23 protein-coding genes and 1 pseudogene are annotated in these 26,679 nt (G+C 42.7%); 10 read left to right on the top strand and 14 right to left on the bottom strand.

From position 1 onward, the window contains the following. Nucleotides 1-232 precede the first annotated feature (232 nt). The 5 genes and pseudogenes from F6K46_RS17055 to F6K46_RS17035 all read right to left on the bottom strand — a co-directional run bounded on the left by F6K46_RS17055 (nt 233) and on the right by F6K46_RS17035 (nt 9,551). Entirely contained in the window at nt 233-1,981 is a 1,749-nt protein-coding gene (locus F6K46_RS17055; RefSeq protein ID WP_293058844.1) for a fatty acyl-AMP ligase, read from the bottom strand. A gap of 750 nt (nt 1,982-2,731) precedes the next feature. Then, complete coding sequence (locus F6K46_RS17050) at nt 2,732-3,172, bottom strand: transposase (RefSeq protein WP_269087132.1); 441 nt, start codon at nt 3,170-3,172, stop codon at nt 2,732-2,734. 753 nt (nt 3,173-3,925) lie between these two features. Continuing rightward, nucleotides 3,926-6,345, bottom strand: a pseudogene (locus tag F6K46_RS17045) (sucrose synthase). 161 nt (nt 6,346-6,506) lie between these two features. After that, on the bottom strand, nt 6,507-8,030 hold the full coding sequence (locus tag F6K46_RS17040) for a carboxypeptidase M32 (RefSeq protein WP_293058848.1): 1,524 nt from the start codon (nt 8,028-8,030) through the stop codon (nt 6,507-6,509). Between the two features lie 729 nt (nt 8,031-8,759). Then, on the bottom strand, nt 8,760-9,551 hold the full coding sequence (locus F6K46_RS17035) for a peptidase (RefSeq protein ID WP_293058851.1): 792 nt from the start codon (nt 9,549-9,551) through the stop codon (nt 8,760-8,762). Between the two features lie 213 nt (nt 9,552-9,764). On the opposite strand from F6K46_RS17035, the gene F6K46_RS17030 reads away from it, so the two are divergent. Then, the gene (locus tag F6K46_RS17030) at nt 9,765-10,982 is read left to right on the top strand and encodes a transposase (protein WP_293058854.1); all 1,218 of its coding nucleotides are present in this window, start codon (nt 9,765-9,767) and stop codon (nt 10,980-10,982) included. A 74-nt stretch (nt 10,983-11,056) separates the two neighbouring features. On the opposite strand, the gene secG is transcribed toward F6K46_RS17030, so the two are convergent. Together secG and gpmI are read right to left on the bottom strand one after the other, a co-directional pair. Then, nucleotides 11,057-11,287 (bottom strand): preprotein translocase subunit SecG, encoded by a 231-nt coding sequence (secG, locus tag F6K46_RS17025; RefSeq protein ID WP_008191847.1) that lies wholly within the window; start codon nt 11,285-11,287, stop codon nt 11,057-11,059. Nucleotides 11,288-11,364: 77 nt separating this feature from the next. Next, the gene (gene gpmI / locus F6K46_RS17020; protein ID WP_293058903.1) at nt 11,365-12,963 is read right to left on the bottom strand and encodes a 2,3-bisphosphoglycerate-independent phosphoglycerate mutase; all 1,599 of its coding nucleotides are present in this window, start codon (nt 12,961-12,963) and stop codon (nt 11,365-11,367) included. A gap of 492 nt (nt 12,964-13,455) precedes the next feature. On the opposite strand from gpmI, the gene purN reads away from it, so the two are divergent. Further along, on the top strand, nt 13,456-14,115 hold the full coding sequence (gene purN, locus F6K46_RS17015) for a phosphoribosylglycinamide formyltransferase (RefSeq protein WP_293058859.1): 660 nt from the start codon (nt 13,456-13,458) through the stop codon (nt 14,113-14,115). A gap of 3 nt (nt 14,116-14,118) precedes the next feature. Here the strand turns inward: purN and F6K46_RS17010 are convergent, their stop codons facing one another. The 6 genes from F6K46_RS17010 to F6K46_RS16985 all read right to left on the bottom strand — a co-directional run bounded on the left by F6K46_RS17010 (nt 14,119) and on the right by F6K46_RS16985 (nt 18,168). Further along, nucleotides 14,119-14,253, bottom strand: a complete 135-nt coding sequence (locus F6K46_RS17010) for a hypothetical protein (protein WP_293058862.1) — start codon at nt 14,251-14,253, stop codon at nt 14,119-14,121. Between the two features lie 102 nt (nt 14,254-14,355). After that, nucleotides 14,356-14,949, bottom strand: a complete 594-nt coding sequence (locus tag F6K46_RS17005; RefSeq protein WP_293058865.1) for a CPBP family intramembrane glutamic endopeptidase — start codon at nt 14,947-14,949, stop codon at nt 14,356-14,358. Beyond that, nucleotides 14,927-16,051, bottom strand: coding sequence for a DUF3326 domain-containing protein (locus F6K46_RS17000; RefSeq protein ID WP_293058868.1), 1,125 nt, complete (start codon nt 16,049-16,051; stop codon nt 14,927-14,929). Before F6K46_RS17000 ends, F6K46_RS17005 begins: the two co-directional genes overlap by 23 nt. Then, nucleotides 16,048-16,233 (bottom strand): hypothetical protein, encoded by a 186-nt coding sequence (locus F6K46_RS16995; protein ID WP_293044317.1) that lies wholly within the window; start codon nt 16,231-16,233, stop codon nt 16,048-16,050. The genes F6K46_RS17000 and F6K46_RS16995 overlap by 4 nt, the downstream gene beginning before the upstream one ends. 49 nt (nt 16,234-16,282) lie before the next feature. After that, nucleotides 16,283-17,509, bottom strand: coding sequence for a transposase (locus F6K46_RS16990; RefSeq protein WP_293058871.1), 1,227 nt, complete (start codon nt 17,507-17,509; stop codon nt 16,283-16,285). A gap of 338 nt (nt 17,510-17,847) precedes the next feature. Continuing rightward, a complete protein-coding gene (locus tag F6K46_RS16985) occupies nt 17,848-18,168 on the bottom strand; it encodes a 2Fe-2S iron-sulfur cluster-binding protein (RefSeq protein ID WP_293058874.1) in 321 nt (106 codons plus the stop codon). A gap of 1,419 nt (nt 18,169-19,587) precedes the next feature. Here F6K46_RS16985 and F6K46_RS16980 point away from each other — a divergent pair. The 5 genes from F6K46_RS16980 (at nt 19,588) to F6K46_RS16960 (ending at nt 23,214) form a co-directional block, all read left to right on the top strand. Then, nucleotides 19,588-20,010, top strand: coding sequence for a hypothetical protein (locus F6K46_RS16980; protein WP_293058877.1), 423 nt, complete (start codon nt 19,588-19,590; stop codon nt 20,008-20,010). A 180-nt stretch (nt 20,011-20,190) separates the two neighbouring features. Next, entirely contained in the window at nt 20,191-20,508 is a 318-nt protein-coding gene (locus F6K46_RS16975) for a hypothetical protein (RefSeq protein WP_293058880.1), read from the top strand. Continuing rightward, a complete protein-coding gene (locus F6K46_RS16970) occupies nt 20,495-20,641 on the top strand; it encodes a DUF5989 family protein (RefSeq protein WP_366664712.1) in 147 nt (48 codons plus the stop codon). Before F6K46_RS16975 ends, F6K46_RS16970 begins: the two co-directional genes overlap by 14 nt. A gap of 108 nt (nt 20,642-20,749) precedes the next feature. Beyond that, on the top strand, nt 20,750-21,622 hold the full coding sequence (locus tag F6K46_RS16965) for a sugar nucleotide-binding protein (RefSeq protein ID WP_293058883.1): 873 nt from the start codon (nt 20,750-20,752) through the stop codon (nt 21,620-21,622). Between the two features lie 2 nt (nt 21,623-21,624). Beyond that, entirely contained in the window at nt 21,625-23,214 is a 1,590-nt protein-coding gene (locus tag F6K46_RS16960) for a hypothetical protein (RefSeq protein WP_293058886.1), read from the top strand. Nucleotides 23,215-23,341: 127 nt separating this feature from the next. Here the strand turns inward: F6K46_RS16960 and F6K46_RS16955 are convergent, their stop codons facing one another. Next, nucleotides 23,342-23,485 (bottom strand): hypothetical protein, encoded by a 144-nt coding sequence (locus F6K46_RS16955; RefSeq protein ID WP_293058889.1) that lies wholly within the window; start codon nt 23,483-23,485, stop codon nt 23,342-23,344. Nucleotides 23,486-23,674: 189 nt separating this feature from the next. Between F6K46_RS16955 and F6K46_RS16950 the strand changes: the two genes are divergently transcribed. The 3 genes from F6K46_RS16950 (at nt 23,675) to F6K46_RS16940 (ending at nt 26,590) form a co-directional block, all read left to right on the top strand. Beyond that, complete coding sequence (locus tag F6K46_RS16950) at nt 23,675-24,937, top strand: class I SAM-dependent methyltransferase (protein WP_293058892.1); 1,263 nt, start codon at nt 23,675-23,677, stop codon at nt 24,935-24,937. A gap of 27 nt (nt 24,938-24,964) precedes the next feature. After that, nucleotides 24,965-25,666, top strand: coding sequence for a glycosyltransferase family 2 protein (locus F6K46_RS16945; RefSeq protein ID WP_293058895.1), 702 nt, complete (start codon nt 24,965-24,967; stop codon nt 25,664-25,666). Between the two features lie 186 nt (nt 25,667-25,852). After that, nucleotides 25,853-26,590 carry an FkbM family methyltransferase gene (locus F6K46_RS16940; protein WP_293058898.1) on the top strand — a complete coding sequence of 246 codons (738 nt, stop codon included), beginning with the start codon at nt 25,853-25,855 and terminating at the stop codon, nt 26,588-26,590. Nucleotides 26,591-26,679: the final 89 nt, after the last annotated feature.

The raw sequence follows: 26,679 nt of genomic DNA, 5'->3' as shown, positions 1-26,679 counted from the left end.
TTTGAACACTCCACAATGTGGGTAAAGTTTGCCTGTGCAAAGCACACGCTTGCGCGAACGACAATGTTATCTAGCTTTGTTCGGTACAGCTCACTGGCTTAACTCGCTACACCTGTTTAAAGCTGTACGACAGTTGCTACAAACTGGCACGCATTTGTAGGTGTCATGAGCTAGATAACGTAGCTCGCTTAGAGCTTAGTCTGGTCAACTATGAGCTTTTTACAAGCTCCCGCTATAGTCTGAAGGACTTAGCGGTGAGTTGTTGACTGAGAAAATTAGCTCGACAACGATGACGCTGAATCTTGCCACTGGAAGTCTTAGGGATACTCCCAGGTTTTAACAGTGCTACATCATGAACCTGCAGTTCGTGGTCAGATGCTACTGCCCGACGAATATGTCTGACTACCTCCTGTGTGTCTAACTTTCGTAGGTAAGTCCGCTCTACTTCCTGAACAATGACTAGTCGCTGTTCACCGTTGACCTCCATTACAAAAGCTGCTCCTGAAGCTGGTCGTAAAGCAAGATGACTCCGCTCCACCGTCAGTTCAATATCTTGGGGATAATGATTGCGACCGCGAATGATAATAACATCCTTGAGGCGACCTGTAACAAATAGTTCTCCATTGTTTACAAATCCTAGGTCTCCAGTCCGCATAAATGGACCTTTTCCTGTATCTGCTATGTAGCCATGAAACGTCTGTTTTGTTTCCTTTGGTTTCTGCCAATAGCCACCAGCTACACTGGCACCGGACACCCAAATTTCTCCTACTTGGTTATCAGCGCATAGCTTTAAGGATTCAGGGTCAACGATGGCAATTTTTTGGTCTAACCATGACTGGCCACAACCTACAACCTTACGGAGACCTGTAACCTCGCTACAGACGGGTATTACTTTATTTTGCTCTAATGCTTTCCCATCAAGCGAACAGATAACTGGTTGCTCTGTTTTCAACCCCCCAGACACAAATAACGTCGCTTCTGCCATGCCATAGCAGGGGTAAAACGCCTCTTTTCGGAAGCCACAGGGGCCAAATTTAGCAGCAAACTGCTCTAGGGTCTCGGCACGGACTGGTTCCGCTCCTGTAAAAGCCACATCCCAGCTGCTCAGATCTAGAGTAGCCAACTGCTCTGGCTTCACCTTGCGAATGCACAGATCGTAAGCAAAATTAGGGCCACCACTAGTGGTAGCTTTGTATCGGGAAATCGCTTTTAACCAACGTATAGGCGTCTGCAGAAATGCCAGGGGTGAGAGGAGAATACAGGGGATCCCCAAATATAAGGGCTGAAGCACGTTGCCAATTAGCCCCATATCATGGAATAGAGGCAGCCAACCAACAAAAATGGTTTGTTCGCTATGTCCGAAGGCTTGCTTAACCATCCGCTCATTGTGTAGCAGATTACCGTGACTTACCATTACTCCTTTCGGTGTCCCGGTAGAACCGGAGGTGTACTGGAGAAAGGCCAGGCTACTGCTGTCTAGGGTTGGTTCAGACCAGTCCAACCCTTGGTCGCGTACGCATGTATTGGTAGCAAGCAGGTGCAGCCTCCCCAGAGCTGGATGCTGGGCAAAGCGACTGGTTAACTCGGTCATAAGAGATGTGGTAGTTAGGGCAAACCGAGCCTCTGCATCTGATGCGATCGCTAATAACCTAGAGAGATTGTGACTGCGTCGGGGTGGTGGATAAGCGGGCACTGCAATTACGCCAGCGTACAAGCACCCAAAGAAGGCAGCAATGAAGTCTATACCTGGTGGATAGACTAGCAAAGCTCGTTCCCCCGTTGCCCCCAGAGACTGCAACTGGCTGGCGATCGCCCTTGAGCGTTTGTCTAATACCTCATAGGTGATACGATCAGTTTCTTCTTCCCCTTTTTCTAGGAAGGTATAAGCGATTTTAGCAGGCTGAGTTAGGGCTCTCAAGCGCAACAACTCTACCAGATTGGAAAACTTCTCGTCAAGGTCTGAACATCTGATATTTTCCAAGTTTCAAGCTCCTTGGTAGATAGCGTTTTTCAACGCTTACTTGCTCCCTTACAACAGTTTTTTACTGTTTTAACTATACTTCGGTGTGCTTATTTTTTGAGCGTTGATAGCGCCCTATACTAAGCACGATTAAAAAACTATCACAAAAAAAAATACTTGTCAACCCTAATCGTAACTAAAATCTGCTTGACTCTCGTCCAACCCTAGCTATATATACCTGAGTTCGATATAAGGGATAAATCTGAAAATCAATCAGAGTAAAGCTTGTGTCAATAATCTGCGTTTATTGACATCAAAAGGTCAAAAAATACTAGTCCAAAAAATCTCAGGGGGTGACAAGCTAATTGAAAATCTTACAGGGGTTAGGTTTTAGGGGTTAGGTTTTAGGGAAGATTGTCAAGCGGGATGGATTTAATAAAACTATAGAAGAAGTTTAATTGGTAAAATTTGCTTCAATTGCTGGCAAATACAAATGACTCCGATGCGCTCATTTTACCCAAAACCTAAAACCTAAAATCTAACACCTATCTAGGTTTGATATTTGTTGTCACCCCGTGAGACAAAAAATACTGTCTTGATAAATTTAACTAAATAAAAAAAGAATTTACAAGTTAATGAAACTAGTAATTTTTGTATTTTAGACCCTCTTTTGTCAAATTTAACGAAGGCTTTTTGGGTTGAAAATAATAAGCAATTAAACCAGCGACGACATTGACCAGAAAATTAATAATGCTAGGATGACGATAATGTTCAATGTCTTGATGCATCGCTTTGTGAAATATTTTTTAACTGGTCATTAACTGTCTCAATTAAAGATCTTTTTCTGAGCATTATTTGTTTCCAGGAAAGCATTAATTTATTATTCATATTCTTTTTGAGAGGTGTAATGAGTTTGATGTTTTTGTTCCAGACTTCTGACCATAATTCTTTTTTGATATAACCTTGATCTCCAGATAACCCCAGATATTCTGGGTTAAATCTGGCACAGGTACAGTGAAGTTTAAAGCAAAAAAACCAACCCATAGAACTTTTGCCCCAGGCCGCTAAACTAGTAAATCCCTTAATTATTAAATGAAGTTTAAAGCAAAAAAACCAACCCATAGAACTTTTGCCCCAGGCCGCTAAACCAGTAAATCCCTTATTTATTTTGGCTCTTTTGGGATGGCAAATTGGTATGGGTATACTGTCGATAAAACGTTCTTCCTGTCACTGGTACTGTACGATAATTTAGCTAAAAAATTAAAGGCATCAAAGTCTGATAAATTAACTCAACAAATCGATTGCAACTAACTAATCGAGGAAAGTTTTGTTGGTAAAATTGAAGTAAATGGTGATAATAAGCCTTGAGAATTCGATAAATTTAACGATTAAAATCAACAATAATATTCATGATTTCACTCAAACACAGTTTACTTTTTCGGATTCTTTTTTTTGTTTGATGTGCAATTAGCTTCGACTTGAAGCTTTCTTCAAAGACTAAACAAAAGTCGTCTATTTCACAAAACAATTTTTCAATTTCCATGCTCTGTTTCTCTCTGAAAAATAATTATTTATTATCAGAGGTTTGGTGCAAAAAAAGAAGATAATGTTAATATTATTTAATTTAAAGTAATAAAAATTTACAATCATGGGAAGTAGTTAACGACAAGGATTTCTCAATAATCATTGATTATTGAGAATTGCTCCGACAGAACAAAACTCTGTAACTCAGGTGAGTTGGTGTTTGTAGCTGATTTTCTTACGTCGAACTCAGGTTAATCGTAACTAAATTCTGCTTGACTCTCTTCCAACCATAGCTATATAGCGTTTCTCATAGCTATGAGGTACACTTTTGATTGGCACTTATTGCCTTAAGAGCTTCTTGCCTTGCTGCCTTCTGCCTTCTGCCTTCTGCCTTAAAAGGATAAGCAATGTCGCTCATGACTATGAGAATTGCTATAAAACCTAAGTAATCTGACTCATATGCTCCTCCAAAAGCTTTTTAGCCCGAGGCTTATAAATCAGATGGAACAACGCTTCTAGATAACGCAGCATATCCTCCTGGTTTGCCTTAGACGTATAGTTCCAGAAGCCGTAAATCCCTGCTAAGGATAGCAAGCGCGTAGTGTGGATTTTCCAAGTATAGGTGCTGTAGACTCGTTCTATGCCCTGATTGGAAATTTCCTCCCAGTACTGGGGATTTTCCTCGCACTTAGTCACAAAATCCTGGATTTTCTGAGCCATTTCCTCCTGGTTAGTAGGGTTAATCAGGATACCATTGACCTTGTCCTGAATAATCTCCAACGGTCCACCAAATTGGGTACCAAAGGTTGGTAAACCAGAAATCATCGATTCCAAAATTGTTAGACCAAAGGCTTCAAACAGGGCTGGCTGCACAAAAATACCATGACGGTCAGCAATCACCCGATAGACTTCACCACAGTCACTCTTTGATAAGCGCACCCCTAACCAGCGGATCTTGCCGTAGAGATTATACTCCTCAATAATCTGGTAAAGCTTGACAATTTCTGCCTTTTCTTCGCTGTCGCTGGAGTCTTCAGTGCGCAAGTTACCCGCAATTAAAATCAAGTTACAGTGTTCCTGCAACTTTCGACTCTTACCAAAGCATTCCGCTAACCCAGTCAGGTTCTTAATGCGGTCAAGACGAGCCATGGAAAAAATCGGGCGCTTGTTAGGATAATCCAGTTTGCCAAACACCTGGGCCTCGTCGTCTAGGGTAAACAGCAATTCATCCAACCGCTTAATATCACTAGCTACTCGCCCTTGAGTGCGGGTGTAGGGGAAGAAGACAGTTTCATTTACTCCCGGTGGCACTACATTAAACTTCGCAGAGAATAACTCAATGCCATTAATCACATGATACAGGTCTGGCATGGTGAAGTTCTGGTAAGACTCATACTGACCGACACTATCAGCAGTACCCACAATTTCCTGATAGGTACTGCTGATAATAAAATTAGCCGCATTCATGGCAATTAAATCAGCAGTAAATTGCAGGGAGAAGTGGTATTGCTGTTCTGAGTCTTGCCAGTACAGGTTACTAAATAGGTATTTGGACTTTTCTAGGGCATGGGCAATATTGCACTGGGTAACTTTCAACCGTCGCGCCAGCAGGAACGCTACTAGATTACCATCGGAATAGTTTCCTACAATCAGGTCGGGACGACCTTGGAATTCTCCTAGCAGTTCCTTTTCGGCATCGATGGCGTAGGTTTCTAGATACGGCCAAATCTCAAACCGAGAAATCCAATCCTCGGTAACTTTGGGATTGAACTCTCGAAACGGTACCCGTAAAATCCAGGCATTTTCTGTACCGTTAACTTTCTCTAACCGTTCATTACACCGAGTTCCATCATTGTTGGGGATTAAGCGGGTGAGAATGATCACCTTAGGCTGAATGTTTAATCCCGCCAGAGTCAGGTTTTCTTGCAACTGCTTTTCTAAACTCTTAGCTTGGTCAAGGACATATACCACTTGACCCCCTGTATCTGGACGTCCTAATACCCCTTCTTGTCCAAACCAGCCGTGAACCGATACCAGGACAATCCGGAAAATCATTGGGATGCGGGAGAGAAACTGTTCCAATGCCCCATCATCCGGTTCATCAATCAATTCATCCAGCATTGCCAAGGTTTCCCGCACCCGACTAGCCGTGTTTCCCCAGCCTGCTTCAAAACCCATCTCTTGCAGCTTAAAGCGGAATTTATCATAGGATTCGCTGTCTGGGCGATCGCTTACAAATTCCAAGGCCAACTTCACCTGTTCTGACAGTTGCTGGTGATTGTGAATGCGCTCGTTAATCAGCAGCTGGTTTCCTTGGAAATGACGCACTTTCAAGAAACCGTACAACGACTCCAACCAGTGCTCAGGGTCTTGAAACAGTTTACTGGAGAGATAGCGGTTTAGGAAGCGGACTCCCTTACCAATATTCTTGGGATCGCGAATGACTGGGCTGTAGTCATAAAACGGCTGAAAATCCAGCTGGAGAACCTCCCCGACCTTGGGGTTGTAGCGATTGACAAAGCGATCGCGTATATTCAGCAGTTCCTCTGGTGTAACCTCTTGCGCCCTTAAGTCTTCAAACAGACGGAAAGCTCTTTTAGCCGCAATTTTTGGTCGGATAATTAGGCATAGACTTTCATCTTCCAGAATAATTTCCTGGGTGTAATAAATCAGCTTCCCTAAATGATAAGAATGATAAAAGTATTCAGATTTTTTGTGGTTAGTGCAGTATTCATTAAAAGCAGCCAGAATTTCGTTGCGCAGTAAGTACCTGGGTTCTGCGCAACGAAATTCTGGCTGGTAAAGTGACGTAGATCGCTCTTTTCGTCACTTTCGAGAACATCCTGAATTAGGTTGAGCATTGAAACTCCCCAAATACAAGTCAACTATATTTAAACCAACAACCCTATAAAAAATTCCTCTAAAGAATAGTGATTCCCGCGCACTACAGATCAGGAATAGATATTCTTTTAGATATATGGACAACGTTCTCGCAAAACAACTATTTTGGCACAAACAAATATTAAAGCATGTAAAGCTGCCCATACTTCTGCCGGATGTAGCTGATGAATGGATCGATGCGTAAAGCAGTACCAGTGACGCTCTTAATCAATTCAGCTGCTGTGTATTTGCAACCGTGTTGGTAAATGTTGTCCTTCAACCAATTATGGAGCGTACTAAAGTTTCCTTGCTCAATTTTTGGTATAATTTCAGGTTGTTCCGTTACTGCAGCTTCAAAAAACTGGGCGCTCATCAAGTTACCCAAGGTGTAGCATTGGAACATTCCCCCAATCTGACCAGTGTACCAGTGAACATCTTGCAACACCCCGTCACTGTCATTCTCGGGAACAACCCCTAAATCTTCACGATAGCGTTCATTCCAGGCTTCCGGTAAATCCCTCACCTGTAGCCTACCCTCAAGCATCATCAGTTCTAAGTCAAAGCGGATCATGACGTGGAGATTGTAAGTCACTTCATCAGCATCCATGCGGATTACAGACCGCTGCACCTTGTTGATGGCCTGATAAAAGGCATTGAGGGAAACATTACCCAGTTGAGAGGGGAAGTACGATTGTACTTGGGGATAGAAAAATTTCCAGAAGCCCCGACTACGCCCAACTATATTTTCCCAAAGTCGGGACTGGCTCTCGTGGACACCCGAAGATGTCCCACAGGCAAGAGGAGTGCCTTCCAAATCTCGTCTAATTCCTTGCTCATAAAGACCATGACCCATTTCGTGGATGCTGCTAAATAGAGCTTGACTCAGGTCATCTTCATCAACACGGGTCGTAATGCGCACATCACCGGTAGAGAAGTTGATCATAAATGGGTGATGGGTTTGGTCTTGCCTTCCCCGCTCAAAGTCATATCCCATTTGCTTCATGACCTTGAGAGTCAAATCTAACTGTTGCTCTTCAGGATATCTTTGGTGTAAACAGTTGTCATCCGTGGGACTTTGGGCAGTAATAGCCTCCACAATTGGCACTAATTCCTCTCGCAACTGAGAAAAAAGCGTCCGCAAAATAGAGACTTTCATCCCATAGTCAGCAAAGTCAATTAACGGGTCAGCGATATGTTCGTAACCAGGGAAAAAATAAGCCATTTGACGGCTGAGGTCAAGGGTTTTTTCTAAGTAAGGGCGCACCGCTGCAAAGTCGTTGGTAGCTCTTGCCTTTACCCAAACACTGTACGTTTCTGTCCGATGTTCAGAGAATTCTCCCATAAATTCCGCTGGCACCTGCACGGCTCTGTGGTAATTTTTTCTAGTGCAGCGGATTAAGCTAGCTTCGTCAGAAAAGTAAGGTAGAGTTTCTTCATAGGGGCGTAACCCTTCCAGGAGTTCGCCCATGGCTGGGTCAGTAAATTTACTATGGGCAATTTTTTGTAGAGTAGCCAGCTGACGTCCCCTAGCAGCTGCACCACCGGGAGGCATATAGGTGGCTTGATCCCAGTACAACAAAGATGCGGCTGCTTCTAAGTCGTTAATTTCACTTAGGCGTTTTTTGAGGTTGAGAAGTTTCGGTTGAGTTTTTTCGGTAGTCTGCATGATGCTAGATTGACACATTCAGGCTATTAGTTTAGGGTTACGGTATTTTGCCGAATAGTAAATGTACACCTGACGACCGAAAATAAAAATCTTACCCACAAAAATGTCCGATACTAATGAATCAGACAAGTGGGCTGAAAGCTAAGACCAAGTTGCGTTTTTCAAGTGCAATTTACTTATCGGACAATGGTGAAAATTCCCAAGTCCTTATTTCCTCTCGTTACGATTTAAGCTGCAACTTGGTACGAGCACTCTGGTAAAGCTAAGTAACTAACTCAGATGCCGATGGCTATGAAAACGTCATACCCATAACTGAGTGTTATAGCATAGTATTCGAACTACTATTGTGCCATTTCTTAAAGACTTATTAGTATAGTGTAATCCCTTAAAACCAGACAATCGCTCTAGCTATTGGCACAGTGGTAAGTATTCCTACCGACTGAAGCTCACAGCCACTAGCTTCGAGCTTGCCCAATACTGGCCGAAAGTAGGATGTCATAAGGATCTCTTTGCACTCTCATTTGGATCAGGACTTATGCACCCTTTCCGTGTAGAACCTCTGTAAATGTGAGGTGCGCTCTTACCATTAAGAATTAAATTCGCCACGGGTCGCACCTGAAGTTCTGTGCTCCACAGTTCGCTTTTTACTATTAGTAAAAACCTATTAGTAAAAACCTATTAGTATTGGCTTCAGGGGCATAAGTCCTATGGATACAAGCCTTTTAGCTTTTAGCTTTTAGCTTTTACCTTCACCAAAGGCCATCCCAAGCGAGTTGGCTGTTCGTATATCCGTTTGAGGGTATTGATGTCTCTAGCAGAAATTTTCGGGGGATTGCGAACTTGGGAAAAGTATAGCGCATCAGTTTCTAAAGGAGAATGACCCCAAATACCTAGTGCATGACCCAGTTCGTGACGGGCAGTGGCAAGGGTGTAGTCAATGGATTGCTGAGGAGAGAGAAGTATGGTAAACTTATGCAATAATATATTATTTACTATTTGCTCTGGTGCCCTGATGGATTGCCCTAGGTAAAATTCATAGCTAGTAACGGCTGAGCGAGCGCGAGACCAATCAAAGGTTCCAGTCTCACGATTCAAGGAAACTTTTAGAGGAGGATGCGATCGCAAAATCGATATATCTGCTAATTCCTCCTGATCAACTAGTTCTAGGGGTAAATAAACCCCCCATTCTGCCACCGCCTTTAGCACCGCATCAACCCATTGTTGGAAGCGCTGATGGTTAGCATCAACCACAGGCGGTGGTTGGGGCTGTTGCACATAAACCTTGACGGGAAACTGAGACCAGATCAGATAACCTAAGGGAGTGCCCTTGATTTCAGCAAAATAATCACCGCTGCCGGTAGGGTCTTGCCACTGGGCAAGGGGATTTGGTAGAGGGTGAGGCTTAGGAGCTGGTAGGGCAGGTGAGGTGACTGGCATCGAAGCTACGATAGCAGAGGAGGCTTCTGTTAATTGGTTAAACTTTAGGTATAAACCGGCTGCGGTGCTGGACTGAATCAACATAACTAACAGACAAGTGACACCCCCTAGAAACAGGGCTATCCATAGCTTCTGATTGTTTTTATAAAAATCTAAACCCTGAAAACCCCGTCTCTTTAGAGCGGGGATGAAAGCGAACAGCGACTTTAGTCGCCATGAGAAAAATATCTTGGGAAGTTCCAGAATTTTATGATGAATATTGTAGAATAAAATATCAGCAGTTATAGGTCGAAACTGATGATCATATTAGAGTTCAAAGCATACGGCAAAAAACATCAATATTCTGCTATAGACGAGGGGATCAGAACGGTTCAATTCATCCGTAACAGTTGTTTGCGTTACTGGATGGACAACAAAGGGGTCTCAAAATACGACCTCAACAAATATAGTGCCGTTCTTGCTAAAAAGTTCCCTTTTGCTAATGAGTTGAACTCTACTGCCCGTCAGTCTAGTGCTGAACGAGCATGGTCATCAATCGCTCGCTTCTTTGACAACTGCAAAAAGAAGGTACCCGGTAAAAAAGGATTTCCCCGATTTCAAAAACATTGCCGTTCGGTCGAGTATAAACAGTCAGGTTGGAAGTTATCCCCTGATAAAAAGTCGATCATATTCAGTGACAAAAAGGGAATCGGGAAACTTAAACTCAAGGGTACATGGGATTTGTGGCGCTTCGATAAGAAGCAAATCAAGCGGGTTAGGATAGTCCGTCGGGCTGATGGTTACTATGTGCAGTTTTGCGTTCAGGTTGATATTAATGAAGAGCTGGAACCGACTGGAAACACAATCGGGTTAGATGTTGGACTAAAGGATTTCTATACGGATTCTGACGGTCATGCTGAACCTAATCCTAGATTTTACCGAACGGGAGAGAAACGGTTAAAATTTTATCAACGCCGGGTATCCCGAAAACAGAAAGGCTCTACTAACCGTCGAAAAGCCATTAACAGACTAGGCAGGACACACCTTAAAATAAGCAGGCAACGTGAAGAGCACGCCAAGAGACTGGCGCGCTGCGTAATTCAGTCTAACGACTTGATCGCCTACGAAGACTTGAGGGTTAAGAACTTGGCTAAAAACCACTGTCTTGCTAAGTCTATTAATGATGCAGGTTGGTATCAATTTAGGAAATGGTTAGAGCATTTTGGAACTAAGTTCGGCAGGATAACTGTTGCAGTAAACCCTGCTTACACTAGCCAAAATTGTTCTGAATGCGGCGAAGAGGTCAAGAAGTCACTATCAACTCGAACTCACGTCTGTAAGTGTGGTTGTCAGTTGGATCGAGACCACAATGCTGCAATCAATATCCTCAAAAGAGCCTTAAGTACGGTAGGGCATACCGGAACTTGGATTGACCGTAGGTCACGCTACGCGAACGACGATCCGAACGCTTACGGAGAGGATACCTCTACTCTTCTTGGCTCCGGCCTGGTTGAGCAAGTAACCTCGTTGAAGTAAGAATCCCCGTCTCTTTAGAGCGAGGAGTGTCAACCCACCTACTCCCCAAGGTTTAATACTACTTATCCACTGGTCTACTGGTTTAACCAACCTGCACTTAAAATCACTGTCAAGCTCATAAAGGTAATCGCCAAGATCCAGGTCACCCGGTTCAGGGCTTTTTCAGCACTCTTGGTGCTGGTAAACAGCTGAGCTTGACCACCGATACCGCCAAGGCCATCTCCCTTGGGACTATGGAGCAAAACCAAAATAATCAGACCCAAGCCAGATAAAACCCAAATAATTTGCAGGATTTGATTAACCATTCTTTTGACAATATTACGGCATTGAGAAGTTTTGAACTCTCCCTCGGTTAAAACCAAGGGGTTCTCAACTTCCTGTGTTATAGAGAAACTCGCACGGGTGTCCGATTATTACGGACTTCCAACTTAGCGGGTTGGATCATAGAACGCCCAGTCATTTCTTTTGGCTGGGGAAGTTGCAAAATTTCCAAGATGGTCGGGGCAATATCTGCCAGACATCCATCACAGCGCAATGCAACTTCTGTACCATGTCCAGGGATTTTTAATTTTTCCCCTTCTACTAGGATAAAGGGTACTGGGTTTGTCGTGTGAGCTGTCCAAGGATTACCTGTCTCATCGCGCATAGTCTCGGCGTTGCCGTGGTCAGCAGTAATGAGGGTAGTGCCACCAACTTTAATTATCCTATCAATTAAGCGTCCTAGGCAACGGTCTACGGTTTCCACTGCTTTTATGCAGGCTTCCACATTGCCAGTATGGCCCACCATATCAGTGTTGGCATAGTTAATCACTACCAGGGAGTAAATGCGTTTTTCGATCGCTGCGATCACTTCATCGGTCACTTCCTTAGCTGACATGGCTGGTGCTTTATCATAGGTTGGTACCATCGGACTTTGCACCAATTTCCGGTCTTCACCCTCGAAGGGAACTTCTAGACCACCATTAAAAAAGTAAGTGACGTGGGCGTATTTTTCTGTTTCCGCAGTTCGGAATTGGCGCAACCCATGCTGGGATATAACTTCCCCCAGAATATTAGTCAAGTTCTGAGGTTCAAAGGCGACCAATACCGGAAAACTGGGGTCATACTGGGTAAAGGTGGCAAAGGTTAGGGGTTTGATCTGTTCCCGCTCAAAGCCATCAAAGTTAGGATCCACGAAGGCTTGGGTCAGCTGTCTGGCTCTGTCTGGACGGAAGTTAAAGAAAATTACTCCATCTCCTGCTGTCACAGCTCCAGGAGTAAGCCGTGTGGGCAAGATAAATTCGTCAGTAATCTCTGACTCATAAGACTCCTTGAGGAATTGTACTGCTGAGATAGCATTTCCAGGACCATCCTGAGTCATGACTTCATAGGCTTTTGAAATCCTTTCCCAGCGTCGGTCTCGATCCATGGCGTAGTAGCGACCACTAATGGTGGCTATGCATCCAATGCCAACTTGATCAATATAATCTTGAATTTTTTGAATTGCTTCAATGCCGTCGGTCGGTTTAGTATCACGACCATCGGTAATCGCGTGGATATAAACTTCAGATAGATTTTGGGCTTTGGCTAGCGCTAGCAATCCTAGGAGGTGATTGAGATGGGAGTGTACCCCACCCTCAGAACACAAACCCACGATGTGCATCTTCCCACCCCGAGATTTAACCTCTCGGCATGCTTGCACAATAGCTTGGTTATCGTTTAAAGTGCCATTTTCCACCGCATCAGAGATGCGCACAAGTTCTTGAGGCACCACACGCCCAGCACCTATATTCAAGTGCCCCACTTCCGAATTGCCCATTTGACCCTCTGGGAGTCCCACGTCCTTTCCAGAGGTGCGAATTAATGTACTCGGATAGGCCGCCCAGAGGCTGTCCATTACAGGGGTTTCTGCTAGGGCTATCCCATTGGCATCAGTTACTTCGCGGTAACCCCAACCGTCTAAGATAACTAGCACCACAGGAGAAACAGGTGCTTGCCTCATCATATCGCCTTTTATCCTACTCTTAATTTCACCGCGATCATATCATTCAAAATCCGCATATTCATGATAAATTTCGATTTTTATTAGGTTTCGGCTGGCAGAGTCAGGATAATGCTTAAATCTGGTCTTAGCACAAGTTTTGAGTCCCACAAGCTAATAGGAATTTATACTCGCAAATCAGGGCAAACCCATCTAAATTATAAAAGCCTTACTCAGACAAAATTAGAAAATTCATAAGCAAAATTACTTATCGTATGAGTTTCATATCGAGTAGGCATTTTAAAATAAGATGGGTTTGCCCTGACTCGGAAATTAAGCTTTGTATGCAATTAATTAGGCGTGCCGGTGCATGTTTGGCTCACGGCTACTGACAGCCTACAGTTACAAGTAACAGAGGTGTGGAAAGGTTACAGAAACTCATTTATCTCAACATTCCTATAAAATTGATATGTTAATGGTCATGCTTATGACTGTGCGATCGCATTTACCGATATGACTGCCAATCTAACTTCTCCAGAGTCCAGTCCCAGTTTGATTTCCCCTACCATTTCTCGACCACAGACCGTAGACTCCTTACCGACTACTTCCCCTCTGAAACTGGGAGTGATGGCTTCCGGAAGTGGCAGTAACTTTGAAGCGATAGCTAGTGCGATCGCTAACGGCCAACTCAATGCCCAAATCAGCGTGCTCATTTACAATAATCCAGGTATTAAAGCGTTAGCTAGAGCTGAAAAATACGGCATTCCAGCAGTCCTACATAATCACCGGCACACCAAAAAACGGAAAGATTTCGATCAACAAATTGTCGAAACTTTACGACAGTATGAGGTGGAGTGGGTGGTGATGGCTGGTTGGATGCGAGTGGTAACACAGGTACTCTTAGACGCTTTCCCTAATCGGATTCTCAATATCCATCCCAGCTTATTACCTAGTTTCAAAGGCGTTCGGGCGGTGGAACAAGCCCTTGAGGCTGGGGTAAAAATTACAGGGTGTACGGTTCACGTGGTCAGTCTAGATGTTGACAGTGGTCCCATCCTTTTCCAGGCAGCTGTTCCTGTGCTACCCGATGATACCCCAGAAACCCTCCATAAGCGGATTCAAGTCCAAGAACATCGGATTTTAGTCGATGCGATCGCATTAATCAATTCTTAATTGTTATTTAGCAAAGGGAACAGGGAGTAGGGAGTAGGGAGTAGGGAGTAGGGAGTAGGGAGTAGGGAGTAGGGAGTAGGGAGTAGGGAGTAGGGAGTAGGGAGTAGGGAGTAGGGAACAGGGCATAAAAATTATCACAATTTATTGAGGATTATTATTTAATTTTTATTTAGTTGTTAATTTTTATTTAATTTTTAATTTTGGATTTTTTTTTAATTAAATTTAATAGTCTTTTATAGTCTATGTTGTATTTTCTAGATTACCCAATTTCCATACCAAGCTAGAGACAAAGTTGGTCACGATATGAGCTACAATTGGTACGAGTAAGTTGTCTGTTGCTACCGCACTATACCCGAGAAGCAAACCAACAAGGGTTGCCCAAACTACATAGGGCCATTGTTGGATACCGCTTAGATGCAAAATCCCAAATAGCATACTGGAGGCTATGATACCGATAGCATTCAACCCTACTGCTGGCAACATCACACCCCGAAACAGTAATTCTTCACTCATACCGGGCAACAGTCCTAGCCACATTAAATCTGGTATGATTAGGGGCTTGAGAATTAACTTTAGGTATACTTCTGCACTCTGGCGATAAGCTGGCCAAAGACGATACACTAAGCCACTGGCTCCAGTAATTGCCAACCCCATGGCTAGTCCTATAACTAGGGCATTGGGGGTAAATGTGATGGGCAGGAGAGTGAGCTTGCCTAGTTGCAGCCATAGCTTGGCAAAGATGAGTAAGACTACGGCAGTTATACCCATTGCCACTAGTACTTGGATGCGGGTTAGGGGTTCAAGTTCGGGATTATCGGGAATTTGTTTTGTCACAAAAATTTAAGCGACCCAGGGATGATAGGGATGGACTCAGAGCGTTAGGACTGATTCCAGCACGATGGCTAACCAGCAAGCCTAGAGCCTCTAAATATGAGTTTACTCGTATGGCTTTAATTCCCAAAGGTTCTGGAGGTACTTCCATGGTAGTTTGGTTTTCTTCAACGGCAATGATCTGGGTTTGCAGCTGGCTAAAGCTTAACATTGCACTACCACCACAGGCGGTTGCTGGTATGACAATCGCATCTACATCATCAGCCCAGATGTCCCCTGGTTTTGAGGAAATAGTTTGAAAATCTGGATTAGCAAGGGAGGAGGGGGAATTTTTTTGGTTGAGGACAAATTGGGGAGCGCGACTCAATCCTACTAAAACACAGGGTAAGAAGGTATAGCCCAATTCTTCTGCTGCTGAACGAGGTGACAATTTAGGATCGATGGGTAAAGGCATCAATGCTGGTGCATGAGCACAGGGAATTTGAAAGGTACGAACAATCAAGTGACTGATAATGGCTTCAGCACCAGCGAGGGGGTCTACGCCTCGGCCATGACGGTAATCTTGCAATGCTTCACTATCCATGTCATCAGGAAAACGCACGACTACTGCGATCGCATCTGCTCCGGCTTTCTCAATCAAGACTTGGGCTGCTCGCAATAAACTATCGGGATTTCCAATTGTTCCCCAACTCGCTCCAGATGCTGCTGTGCGCAGTTCTACATTTAAGGGAGCATCTGTGACTACGTAGTCGGTTAGATTCAGTCCTAGGGTAGCTCTGGTGGCATCTGCTGCTTGTAGGTGTCTCAACCGTAGTTCCGGTTCAATCCCCTGATCCAGGAGTAATCCCACCCGGTTCTGATGTACAGGGCGTAATCCCCAGCATCCAGCGGCAAATTTGTCAAGGCCATAGCCTTCTACATAGAAGGCGTTGGGTAAGTTCCAGTACAACTGGGCACCATTGAGGACATTGGGATGGGTGATTAAGCGATCGCAAACTTGTGCGATCGCTCTAGCTACTGGCAAGGCATCCCCGGCATAGCCACCAATCGACGCTCCTACACCAGTAGGAATGATTAAAACAACGGTATAGGCACGCTGATTCACTTACTATTCGGTGATTTTGTTACAATAGCCTCTACCGTAGCTTTTTCCTGCTCAGGGTCTACATGAGTAACTGCCCAGCGCAGGGGTTCTCCCCGTTCTTGTAGTTCTGCTTCAATAGCTTGGTGCAGTTCCTTAGGGGACTCTTGGAGGTCAATTTCTGCAGTAATGAAATGGGTTGTCATTGTTTTCTCCCTAATTCTGATTAAGATAATGAGATTATCGTGACAGCTCCTACACTGACCTTACAGGTTCAGTGTAAGCTTCCCAGCCAATCCGGGCATTCCTTAGGAGGCGCTGGGCTTTAAGAACGGACTGCCCTTCCGCTCTATTTTTTATATTTATTGCTGCATTGTGGTCTCTGTCCAAACTACAACCGCAGTGAGGACAATCGTGCCAACGGACATGCAGCTTTTTGGAAACTTTTTTGCCGCAATTGGAGCAATTCTGTGAAGTATTCTGAGCACTTACCGGAATCGCCAACAAGCCAGCATTTAAGGCTTTGCTTGCCAGGATTGTCAGAAAGCTTGACCACCCAGCATCCAACACAGATTTAGCCAATCGGGATTTAGCCAGTCCCTTTACATTTAACTTTTCATGAGCAATCACGTCATATTTTGACAGCAAATAATTGGCGGTCTTAAAATGGAAGTCTTTCCGTTTATCCGCTACTTTTTTGTGCTGTCTACCAAGTTGCTTAATAGCTTTGAGTCTGTTACTGCCTCCCAACACCCGTCGAGATACCCTTTTCTGGATAACCTTCAATCTTTTTTGAGATTTTCGGTAGTACTGAGGAATCTCTATTGTCTCGCCTTTGGAGGTAGTTAAAAACTCCTTAAGGCCAACATCAATGCCGACTATTGAGTCAGGATTAAGGTCAGGTTTAACCTCAGGTACACTTTGGTCTTCTAGAGACAAAACCAGATAATATCCATCACACTTTTTGGTAATCGAAGCTGTCTTTATCTTGAATCCATTAGGAATAGGGCGATGTAGTACAACTTTAATTTTCCCTATTTTTGGTAGGTTGATCAGGTTGTATTTTAAGCACCCTTCTTTCATCTGAGGGTAAGTAAAGGTACGGTAGCGGTGTAGTTTTTTAAATCTAGGTCTCCCACTTCTTCTACCACTACTATCCCCTTTGATAAACCGATCAAAGGCTAATTTAACTCTTTTGACTACATCCTGAAGTACCTGAGAATGAATTTCTTTGTACCAAGGATGAGTTTTCTTGAGATTTGGTAGAGTTTTCTTCTGACTGTAGTAATCCGGATTCTCTCTTAGTTTAGGAAGGTGACAAACCAGGGGACAAGCATTAATTGAGCAACGATTTTGCTCGTACCAACTAAACCGCTCAGCTAGCAAGTAGTTATATTGAGCGCAAAGCATTGACAGCCAATGATCTATCTTGGCTTTTTGCTGTTTTGTTGGTTTTAGCCGGTACTGATACGCTATTCTCACTTTGACTTGCCTCAAGTTGGCTCGACCTATTATGATTAGAGCATGCCTACGATCATTTGGCAAGACATTATTAAAAATAAAAAGTTAACAATTATAATTACTGATTTTGAGAAAAGACAACCGGAACAAGATGCCAATCCTATAGGAATGATCTCATCTGAGTTGATTAGGAGTTTAATAGCTCTATCCTTTGATCCGTGCATACCCTGTCCGCGATTCATCCCACACTCATACTACGTATTGAGATGTGGGGCTTCTCGCGGTTTAGCTAATTTATCTAACCATTACGTCTAGCTATTAGGCTAATGGTATTTGATTATATAGCAGCACTGACCTGATCACGGCTGACCAAACTGCCGGTCGTACACTTCATCTTCTTTTTCGGTGTCCAATTTCAGGTTAGAGCGGGGATAAGCTACACACAGCAGCACATAGCCTTCTGCTTGGAGTTCTGGTCCTAAACCCATCCCATCGGTTTGGTCTACACTGCCTTCTGCTACTCGTTTGGCAGCGCAAGTGGTACAGACTCCAGCCGTGCAGGAACTGGGTAAATCTATCCCCGCCCCATGGCCAGCTTCAAGAATTTTTTGATCCTCTGGCACCTCTATGGTGTATGTGTTGCCTTTGTGATTAAATTCGACGGTGTAAGTCTTGGGCATTGTATCAATTTAAAGCTGGATTCTCCCAATCCTATGAATAGGACAGGGAGGGTCACTGGCTTATTTTAGCGCTTTGTGGGATATAAATTAAGCTGGTGCCTTCATTAGTCAATTGACTTGAGTACAAGGGTCAACTATTTATTACAATTTGTCCTAATTGTCAATCTCATGGTGATCTAATCCCAATTCTGAGGGCTCACACGGCTACAGATCAATTTCATCTGGCCATCTCCCCATCTGGCCATCTTACCGCGAGTCTAGTATTGATTAGAGAATATTAGTCCTGAAGTCATTGGTGAACATTATAATCACGTTCTTGATGAAGCCTTGTCAACAGCTGACTAAGCGATCTGTTTACTGTAATTGATTGCTTGATCAATCTTGGAGTTGGCAAAATTGCCGGGTGCATCTCATCTTTGTAAAAAAGAAGGGAAGTGCCGGAAGTGTGGGAAGCGTGGGGATTTTAGGGAGAGTAGGTAGTGTAGGCAGTGTCGGAATTTTATTATAATTTTTGTCTAATTGCAAAAGTAAGATGCACCCAAATTGCCTTGACTTATTCGGCTTTTTTTGATAATTTTTTAATTTGATTCATCGACAATTGTTTACTCAAAGTAATTTAGAGCTGATTTGTAGTATGCAAAGTTATACGCATTTCCTGTCTAGATTGATTTTTTTTTGCGTATAAATACTGTTTTTTTTAAGTTATGTATTTTTTAAAATAGACAGAAATCGTCATAATTAATACTGACAATGTCAAGGGCAGCATGTAGGTTTTACTTAGCAAGTATTTTTTGAAGTATTCGCAGTTTATCGATATTATATGAATATAGGAATGGACAATGCTTTACTAAAAGCAATTTAAAGATTAAGTAGTCGGACATAAATAAACGGTACTGTCTCGAAAACTGTAAAATGCTTGTAACCTTTACCCCAAAAGGTTTTGTTTATATTTACAAAACTTTATACAGCACCCAAAACTTTTGTCCGACTACTTATACATTTGCGTAAAATAAACCTGAAACCCCAGGTCTGAGCTAAAAGCTAATTTACCCCAGAGGTCTATTAGACAAAGTTATTCCAGAAATTTACTCAATTGTCCGGAAAGCTCTACGAAGCTTGAAAATAAATAGTTTGTGCCTAACTACTAATTATTTGTTTAGGTTGGTTTAGGAAATAATTTCAAAATTTACCTCGGTGATTTTTAGACATTAATTAACTAACGAACTACAAAAAAATAAATAAATAACTAAATAGTCTTTAATTTTCGGAGTGGGCTTCGATGGTCCTATTGATCTCAGTCTCTCCCCACCTCACTTTTATCAAGTTTTAATTTCAACGGCAGGAAAGTGAGTAAAGGGGAGATTTTGTGTCTATTTTTACTTAGTAAATGAAAAAAATTAGCTTTTATTTAATAAACTAATGAATCCCGGCAATCAAGCAACAAGTAAAAGAAGAAGTGAACGCAATCGGAAACGTTCTAAAAGAAGAGCTATTTTCTGTCCAATTCATCGTTGCTACCTTGATAGCGCTAGTCAAAAATATCGGTTGTTTGCTGATCGAGCAGGACAACTAATCCAGCGTGGTGTTAAACAAAAATATGCCTTGATGCTGATCGCCAGTAACACCACAGTAGCTCTGGAAGGAGAGTGGCTAGAGGCTTTTTGGTGTAGTCAGTGCCAGGAAACCAACTGGTATCACTTGTGCAAGACAGGCGATCGCACCTATAAGGTATCTTTGGCTCCAGATCAGTTATGGCAACAGGTAACAGGGGTGATGGATCCTCAAGGAAACCCCTCAGTGGGAGAATTTACCCGTCGGCAGTCTAGAAGTGGTAGTTGTTGATGGTTTTCGGTGGGCGATTTTAGGGGTAAAATTCCAGATTTAGATGCCAATAATTCAATTATTTATGGAGTTTATTTGTGGTGTTATTTATAAAAAAAGATATATATAAATTACCTAAACGAATAATTTAATTTCTAATGTATTAGTTTAGGTCGTGCTAGCTTTTCAGGATTAGTTAATATGAGACAACCGGAGAAGTTTGCTACTATTGTATTGACAGGTGCCATTACATTTTGTCTGGCGGTTCTTATTCATTCTACCTTTTTGTCACCGCTTTCCCCGGAGGAGTTAACTAAGTATTATCTAGTTGCTATTGCTGGCCTATTACTGTTTGGTTTTGCTTTATTAAAGTGGCGCGAAGAGATGAAAATCAATTTTGTCCTCGCCCTGCTATCGATTGGTTTCGGTCTATATTTGCTAGAATTGTTACTTTTTTTTGGAGTGGCCGGAGGGATTATAAAACCAACAGACGAACGAATAAGACTTGATTTTAGGTGAAATATTAGTCTTTTTATGGCAACGGAAGCTGTGGTGGTTGATTCCCATAGTTACAATACTTCTTGCCTTTGGTTTGTTCTTAATCTTTGCCAATGCTTCAGGTATTGCACCATTTATTTATTCGCTCTTTTAATGCACCCACCCAGAGTAATTTACTCGCCGCTTAAGTTGTCAAGATATTTACAGCGTCAAGTACTCTTCAATTAAAAATTAATTGCTATATTCGTATAATTAAAGACTATTGAAATTGCATATGCGGATACTTTTAACTGGTGCTGCAGGAGCAATAGGAATAAAACTCACCGGCTATCTCGGCAAGATTGGTCATCAGGTCATACCCGTAGATTTTAAGCCCCATGAGGGTACTATTCGTGCCGACTTGCGAGACCAAACTACTGTATCCTGCCTATTCAAAGCACATAATCCAGACCTGGTTGTACATCTAGCAGCTCTTAAAAATTTACGCTTCTGTGAGCAGAATAAAGAAGCATCTCGGGCAACGAACTATGGCATCACAAAACTACTTACTAGAGCATGCTTAGAATCCAAAACTCGAATGATATTCTTTTCTTCGGATTACGTTTTTGGCAAGTATGATTACTTATGGAAGGAGCAGGATACTCCTTGCCCAACCACCCAGTATGGAATGGACAAAGCAGCTTCTGAATTTCTAATTAGAAAACAACTCTCCAACTACGCAATCGTTCGCACGGCACAACTATACGGTTTTCCTGGGGACTTTGTAAGTTTAGTATGTAAAGCATTAACCTCTCATCAAGACTTCACAGCATTCACGAATCTTGTGAATTGCCCAACGTGGATTAACGATCTTTTTGCCATGTTGAATAAAATCATTCTTCACGATAGCCAGGGCATTTTTCATTGCGTGGGTTCAGAAGCAGTTTCACGATACCAATATGCCTGTAAAATAGCTGAAGCCTTCGCTTTAGACTCCTCCTATATTAAAGCCGTAAACCTAGATTTTTTAACCGATATCCGCCCTCCCGTCGTTCGGCTCAGCGGTGCATCAACCTATAATCATCTTCAGTTTTATACAGGAAGTTTGAAGGATAATCTTCCTTTATGTTCTTCCTATGCAATTCAGGGGAATTGAAAATGCAACAATCAAAATCTGAGCCGCGTTTCTACAAAGCTGTAGATGGCGCAAAGTACTTGTTCCTTGCTTTGCTAGCTAGTCTCTTTTTAGTGCAGCTTGTCTTATCGTTGGGTTGGCCGCTAGAGTTCGATACGTCTTTTATGCACTACATTGCTTATTTAATTAATGAGCATGGCTTTGCACCCTACCGAGACATCTTTGAAATCAACATGCCAGGTACGTACCTGTTCCACATGGCAGTGGGAAAAATGTTTGGTTACTCCGATCTTGCATTTCGGATGGTGGATGTTGCTTGGCTCACCGCAACGCTGACAGTAACGTGGTTTGTTATGAGACCAGCTGGCCGAATAACCGCGCTTGCAAGCTGCCTGCTGTTTAGTCTTATATATCTCGAAGCTGGTCCCAAGATGAGCCTTGAAAGAGATTTCATTGCCATATTACCAATGGCTACTGCTGTTTTACTTGCCACACGGCATAGTCCCTGGCGTTCGGTCAACCTCACAAATTTTCTAGTGGGAGCACTCTTTGCCCTTGCTGCATTAATCAAACCGCATATGGCCATAGGGCTTCCTGCTATGGTTGTTTATAACTCCATATATTGCATTGATGGCTCAAGGTCAGCAAAAACCTTTATCAAGACTTGCACTATAGGGAGCTTGTTTGCGCTCCTCGGTTTTCTATCAACTCTGGCAATTCCTTTTATATGGCTTTGGCGAATTGGTGCAATCTCATCCTTTTGGGATATCCTCTCATCATTTACACCTCTATACTCTCAACTGGCTGGGAATATGGAGGTTATGGGAACTATCTCTGGCTTTATTTATAATCTAAAGTTGTATATATGGTTTGGAGGATTTAGATTGCTGTTTCTAGGCTCAATGTTTGGTGTGTATCACGTCTGGGCGGAACATTCACCCCCTGCAACTAAAAAGTTAGCCCTATTGTTGTTCTCATTAACCATCCTCTACAGCATATCTGTTGCTATAGGTGGAAAATTCTGGCTATATCACTGGATGCCGTATACATATTTTGCCAGCTTGTGTACAGCACTTATGCTCTTTTCTACTCCTTCATTTGAAGGCCTACGCTTTCCGAGGATATTTTTTCCCCTCTTCATTTTCGTCTTTATTATCGTATTGACAGTACGACCATCAAGTGTCGCTTTCAAGCAACTTCTTAAAGGCCCGCCATTTTCAGTCCAGAGTGGAAGAGTTGGCGTTTACGAAATAGCAGCGTACTTGAATGAGAATCTATTACCAACTGACAAGGTTCAACCCCTGGATTGGGGCGGAGGGAGCCTGCATGCAATGCTCATTTCAAAAGCGGTTCTTGCAACCCCCTATATTACTGATTTTCAGTTCTATCTCCATGTATCAACCCCTTATATCCAGAAGTTGAGGAAGCATTTCATCGAAGAGCTGGAACAAGATATACCAGCATTCATTATTGATGTGCACAAAAAGCCAAGGCTGTCAGGAATAGATACAGATTATAGCTTTCCCGCGCTGGAACGATTTATCAAGCAACACTATAGTAAAGATTATACAGGCAATGGTTTTGATATTTTGCGAAGGAACGACAAATCCTAGCAAAACAGTCATTTATACATTCAGATGTATATGTTTTTTGTATTCTTAAAAGAGCATTTTTTTTTCGGTAATTTATTACGATTACATGCCTATGTGGCGTTTTTTTGCTTAAGGGGTGACAACAAGGCTAAAAAGTAGACAGGGTGTGGGGTTTTGGGTGTGGGGTGTGGGGAAAATAGAAGCGATGCAGTCGGCCAAATGGGGTTTCCCCGTGAGGCCACTGCATCGCTACCAACAGCCGCCAGCAAAGGGGATGTTTCTTTTCAGCCATTACCCAAAACCCCACACCCAGTAAGGCTTTTAAGGCTGTTTGTCACCCCGTCAGGTTTTTTTGATCTATATCGCTCAAATATTGCAAAAAAAAAGCTGCTATATTTAGCATATAATTGCTGGAACATAATCCGATTCATAGGCTTTTTATTAATAAAATATTTCTTTCGGTTTAACTAATTACTTTGCTATGAAAAAAAACAAGTATTGCATGAACTGCAAAAGTTCCAAACTGGAGCAGTTTATTGACCTTGGTAAACAGCCAAATGGAAATACTTTTCCTGCATTGAATGAGATCGATAACGAACAGAACTTCCCTTTTGCTATGTCAGTCTGCACTCAGTGTTGGCAGGTGCAATTGGAAGAATTTCCTCCTGTAGAGTACATGTTCACAAATCACCCATACGTCACTGGGTTAAATCAGCCAGTAGTTCACCACTTCGAGGAACTGGTTGATAATACCTTGCAGAAATTCGACATCCCGCCAAATAGTCTTGTACTTGATATTGGTGCCAATGATGGGACGCTGCTCTCAAAATTTCGTGATCGTGGTTTGCGGGTTCTTGGCATCGATCCCTGCAAGGGGAGCAGTGAGTTGTCTCGACAGGCAGGAATTACAGTCTTAGAGGCCTTTTGGAACAGGCAGACTGCTGAGGCCATGAAACGTCTGGGAATCTATCCCGACCTGATCACTGCCACCGCCGTGTTCTACCACGTGGAAGACCTTCATAGCTTCGTCCAAGGTCTAGAGATCCTCATGGAGGAGAACACGATTTTTTGTACCCAATGTGTGTATCTGAAAGATGTTATTGAGAAAAAACAATTCGATCATTTTTATCACGAACACACTATGATTCATGGGATTGCCCCTCTACGAGATCTTTTTTCCAGATATGGCCTGCGATTATTAGATGTGGATTTCTATCCCATTCATGGTGGTTCATTTGTTTTGTATGTAGGCAGAAAAAAGTCACCTTTTCCTACGACGAAAAAAATCGATGATGCAATTTCTGAGGAAAAACGCTTCGGTCTTGATCGACTACAAACATATCTCGACTTTTCTAAGGGCGTGGAACAAAACAAAGAAGAGCTTGTGTCGCTTCTCCAGCAAATTAGAGGGGCAGGAAAGCGTGTCTTTGGACTTGGTGCTCCTCTTAAAGGAAGCACGCTACTCAATTACTGTGGCATCGGCCCTGATCTCGTCGAATGTGCGGTCGAAATCAATCAATACAAAATTGGTCGATACACCCCTGGAACTCATATTCCCATTGTTTGCGAAAGTCTAATTAACGAGCAGCCAGATTACTACTTGGTTCTTGCCTGGAATTTTCTAGATTTCTTTATCAAAAAATATGCCGACTATCTCAATGCTGGTGGTAAGTTCATTATTCCGCATCCAACTGTAACAATTCTTGAGCAAGAATGGGTAGTAAGCAACTGCAAGAGTGCGTAAGCACAAGACTCATTCATTAGTTTTATTATGAAGACATCACTAATTATTCCATTCAAGAACGAAGCAGCATATGTAGAGATGACCATGAGAAAAGCATATGCATACTTGTCCAAACGTGACATCGACTTTGAACTTGTTGCAGTTGATGATAGTACTGATGGAACATGGGAGATTCTTAAATCCTTTGAAAAGTCACACCAAAATGTTGTTGCAGTGAAAGGAGGAAATCCTCCAGGGTATGGAAAGGCCTTACGAAAAGGGTTTAGTGTCGCCACCGGAGACATTTTGATTCCATTCAACGGCGATCTCAGCGATTCACTCGACGACGTGCTTTCTTACATCCAGCTCATTGAAAATGGGAATGACATGGTTTTTGGCTCACGGTTTATGGCTGGAGCAAAAATCACTGAATCCACAGCAGTAAAGGGATTTTTGTCACAGTTTGGAAATTCGTTTCTCCAGTGGATTTTCCGTACAAACTGTAGTGACATCACCAACTCATTTAAGGCATACAGAAGACTAGTTTTGAAAGAAATTAAGCCAACCGCTGATGGCTACAATATTGGAATGGAGATGGCATTAAAAGGTATTATTAAAAAGTATAGGTATACAACAATCCCTGTGGCTTGGTCAGGTCGAAAGTATGGGCGCTCAAAGATGTCGATTATCAAATCAATCCCAACTTATCTGTCTACCGCCCTTAGAGTTAGACTGTTGGGTAATACCTGAGGGGGCGATGAAATAAGCTAAAACGCAGATTTGATAATACTTTCGTTGCTTCATTAAAATCATTCGTAGGGTCAATTTGGGACTGTATCAAGCCTAATATCATTGCCTCAACGCTTTATCTAGTAAGCTTTTCAGGGCTCAGGCCACACCATATTATGCACAAAATAAGCTAGTAAAGGTATTGAGATGATTAAAATAAATCGAGTTAAATTTGCCCTAAACAATCTTAAGAACTCTCTTCGTGGAGGCAAAGATGATAAACCAGGGTTGTATCCGCTAAAAATTGAACTACCCACCTATAGACGAAAACTCCAATTTGAAGCTTTTAGCCCGGTAGAAAAATATAGATTAGCAAACTATGGTGGCGAGAAGTTCTTCGTGGAAGAATTTACAAAACTAATCGAGATAGACGACATTGTCTTAGACATTGGCGCAAGTGTTGGGTTAATGGCTGTCCATGCAGCTATATTTGCTGAAAATGGAAAGGTATTTGCTTTTGAACCCGATCCTGAAACGATGGAACGCCTTCAGAATAATGTTGAACTCAATAATTTATCCAACGTTACCTTCGTACCTTGGGCGGTTAGTGATCGAGAAGGAGAAGCAACTTTGTTCACTGATGGTGCTTCTGGCTTTGCTCCAACCCTGAAAGAGCAGCTAAATAGACCTGGTGCCCCAAAGGGTAAAGTAACTGTGCAAACAAGAACTCTTGATAATGAAATTTCTATTGGTAATCTGCCCCTACCCACTGTCCTTAAGATTGATATCGAGGGAGCTGAGGTTTTGTGTTTGCATGGTGCAGAGAGTTTGCTTAACGGAAGTTTAGGCAAAAAACCACGCTTAATCTTTCTGGAATTACATCCAGAATTTTTACCATCTTTCGGAGCTAGTGCAGCGCGGCAGAAATACTTGAGCAGCTGCTGATAATGGTAAAATAGAAGGATGAACTGCTTACCTACTCGATGCTCAGCTTACCCTATTGTACTCTTCACAACTTGTGCTATGCCTGACCC

This window comes from Moorena sp. SIO3E8, from assembly GCF_010692445.1.
GTDB lineage: Bacteria > Cyanobacteriota > Cyanobacteriia > Cyanobacteriales > Coleofasciculaceae > Moorena > Moorena bouillonii.
This window is presented reverse-complemented; position numbering and strand designations above follow the sequence as displayed.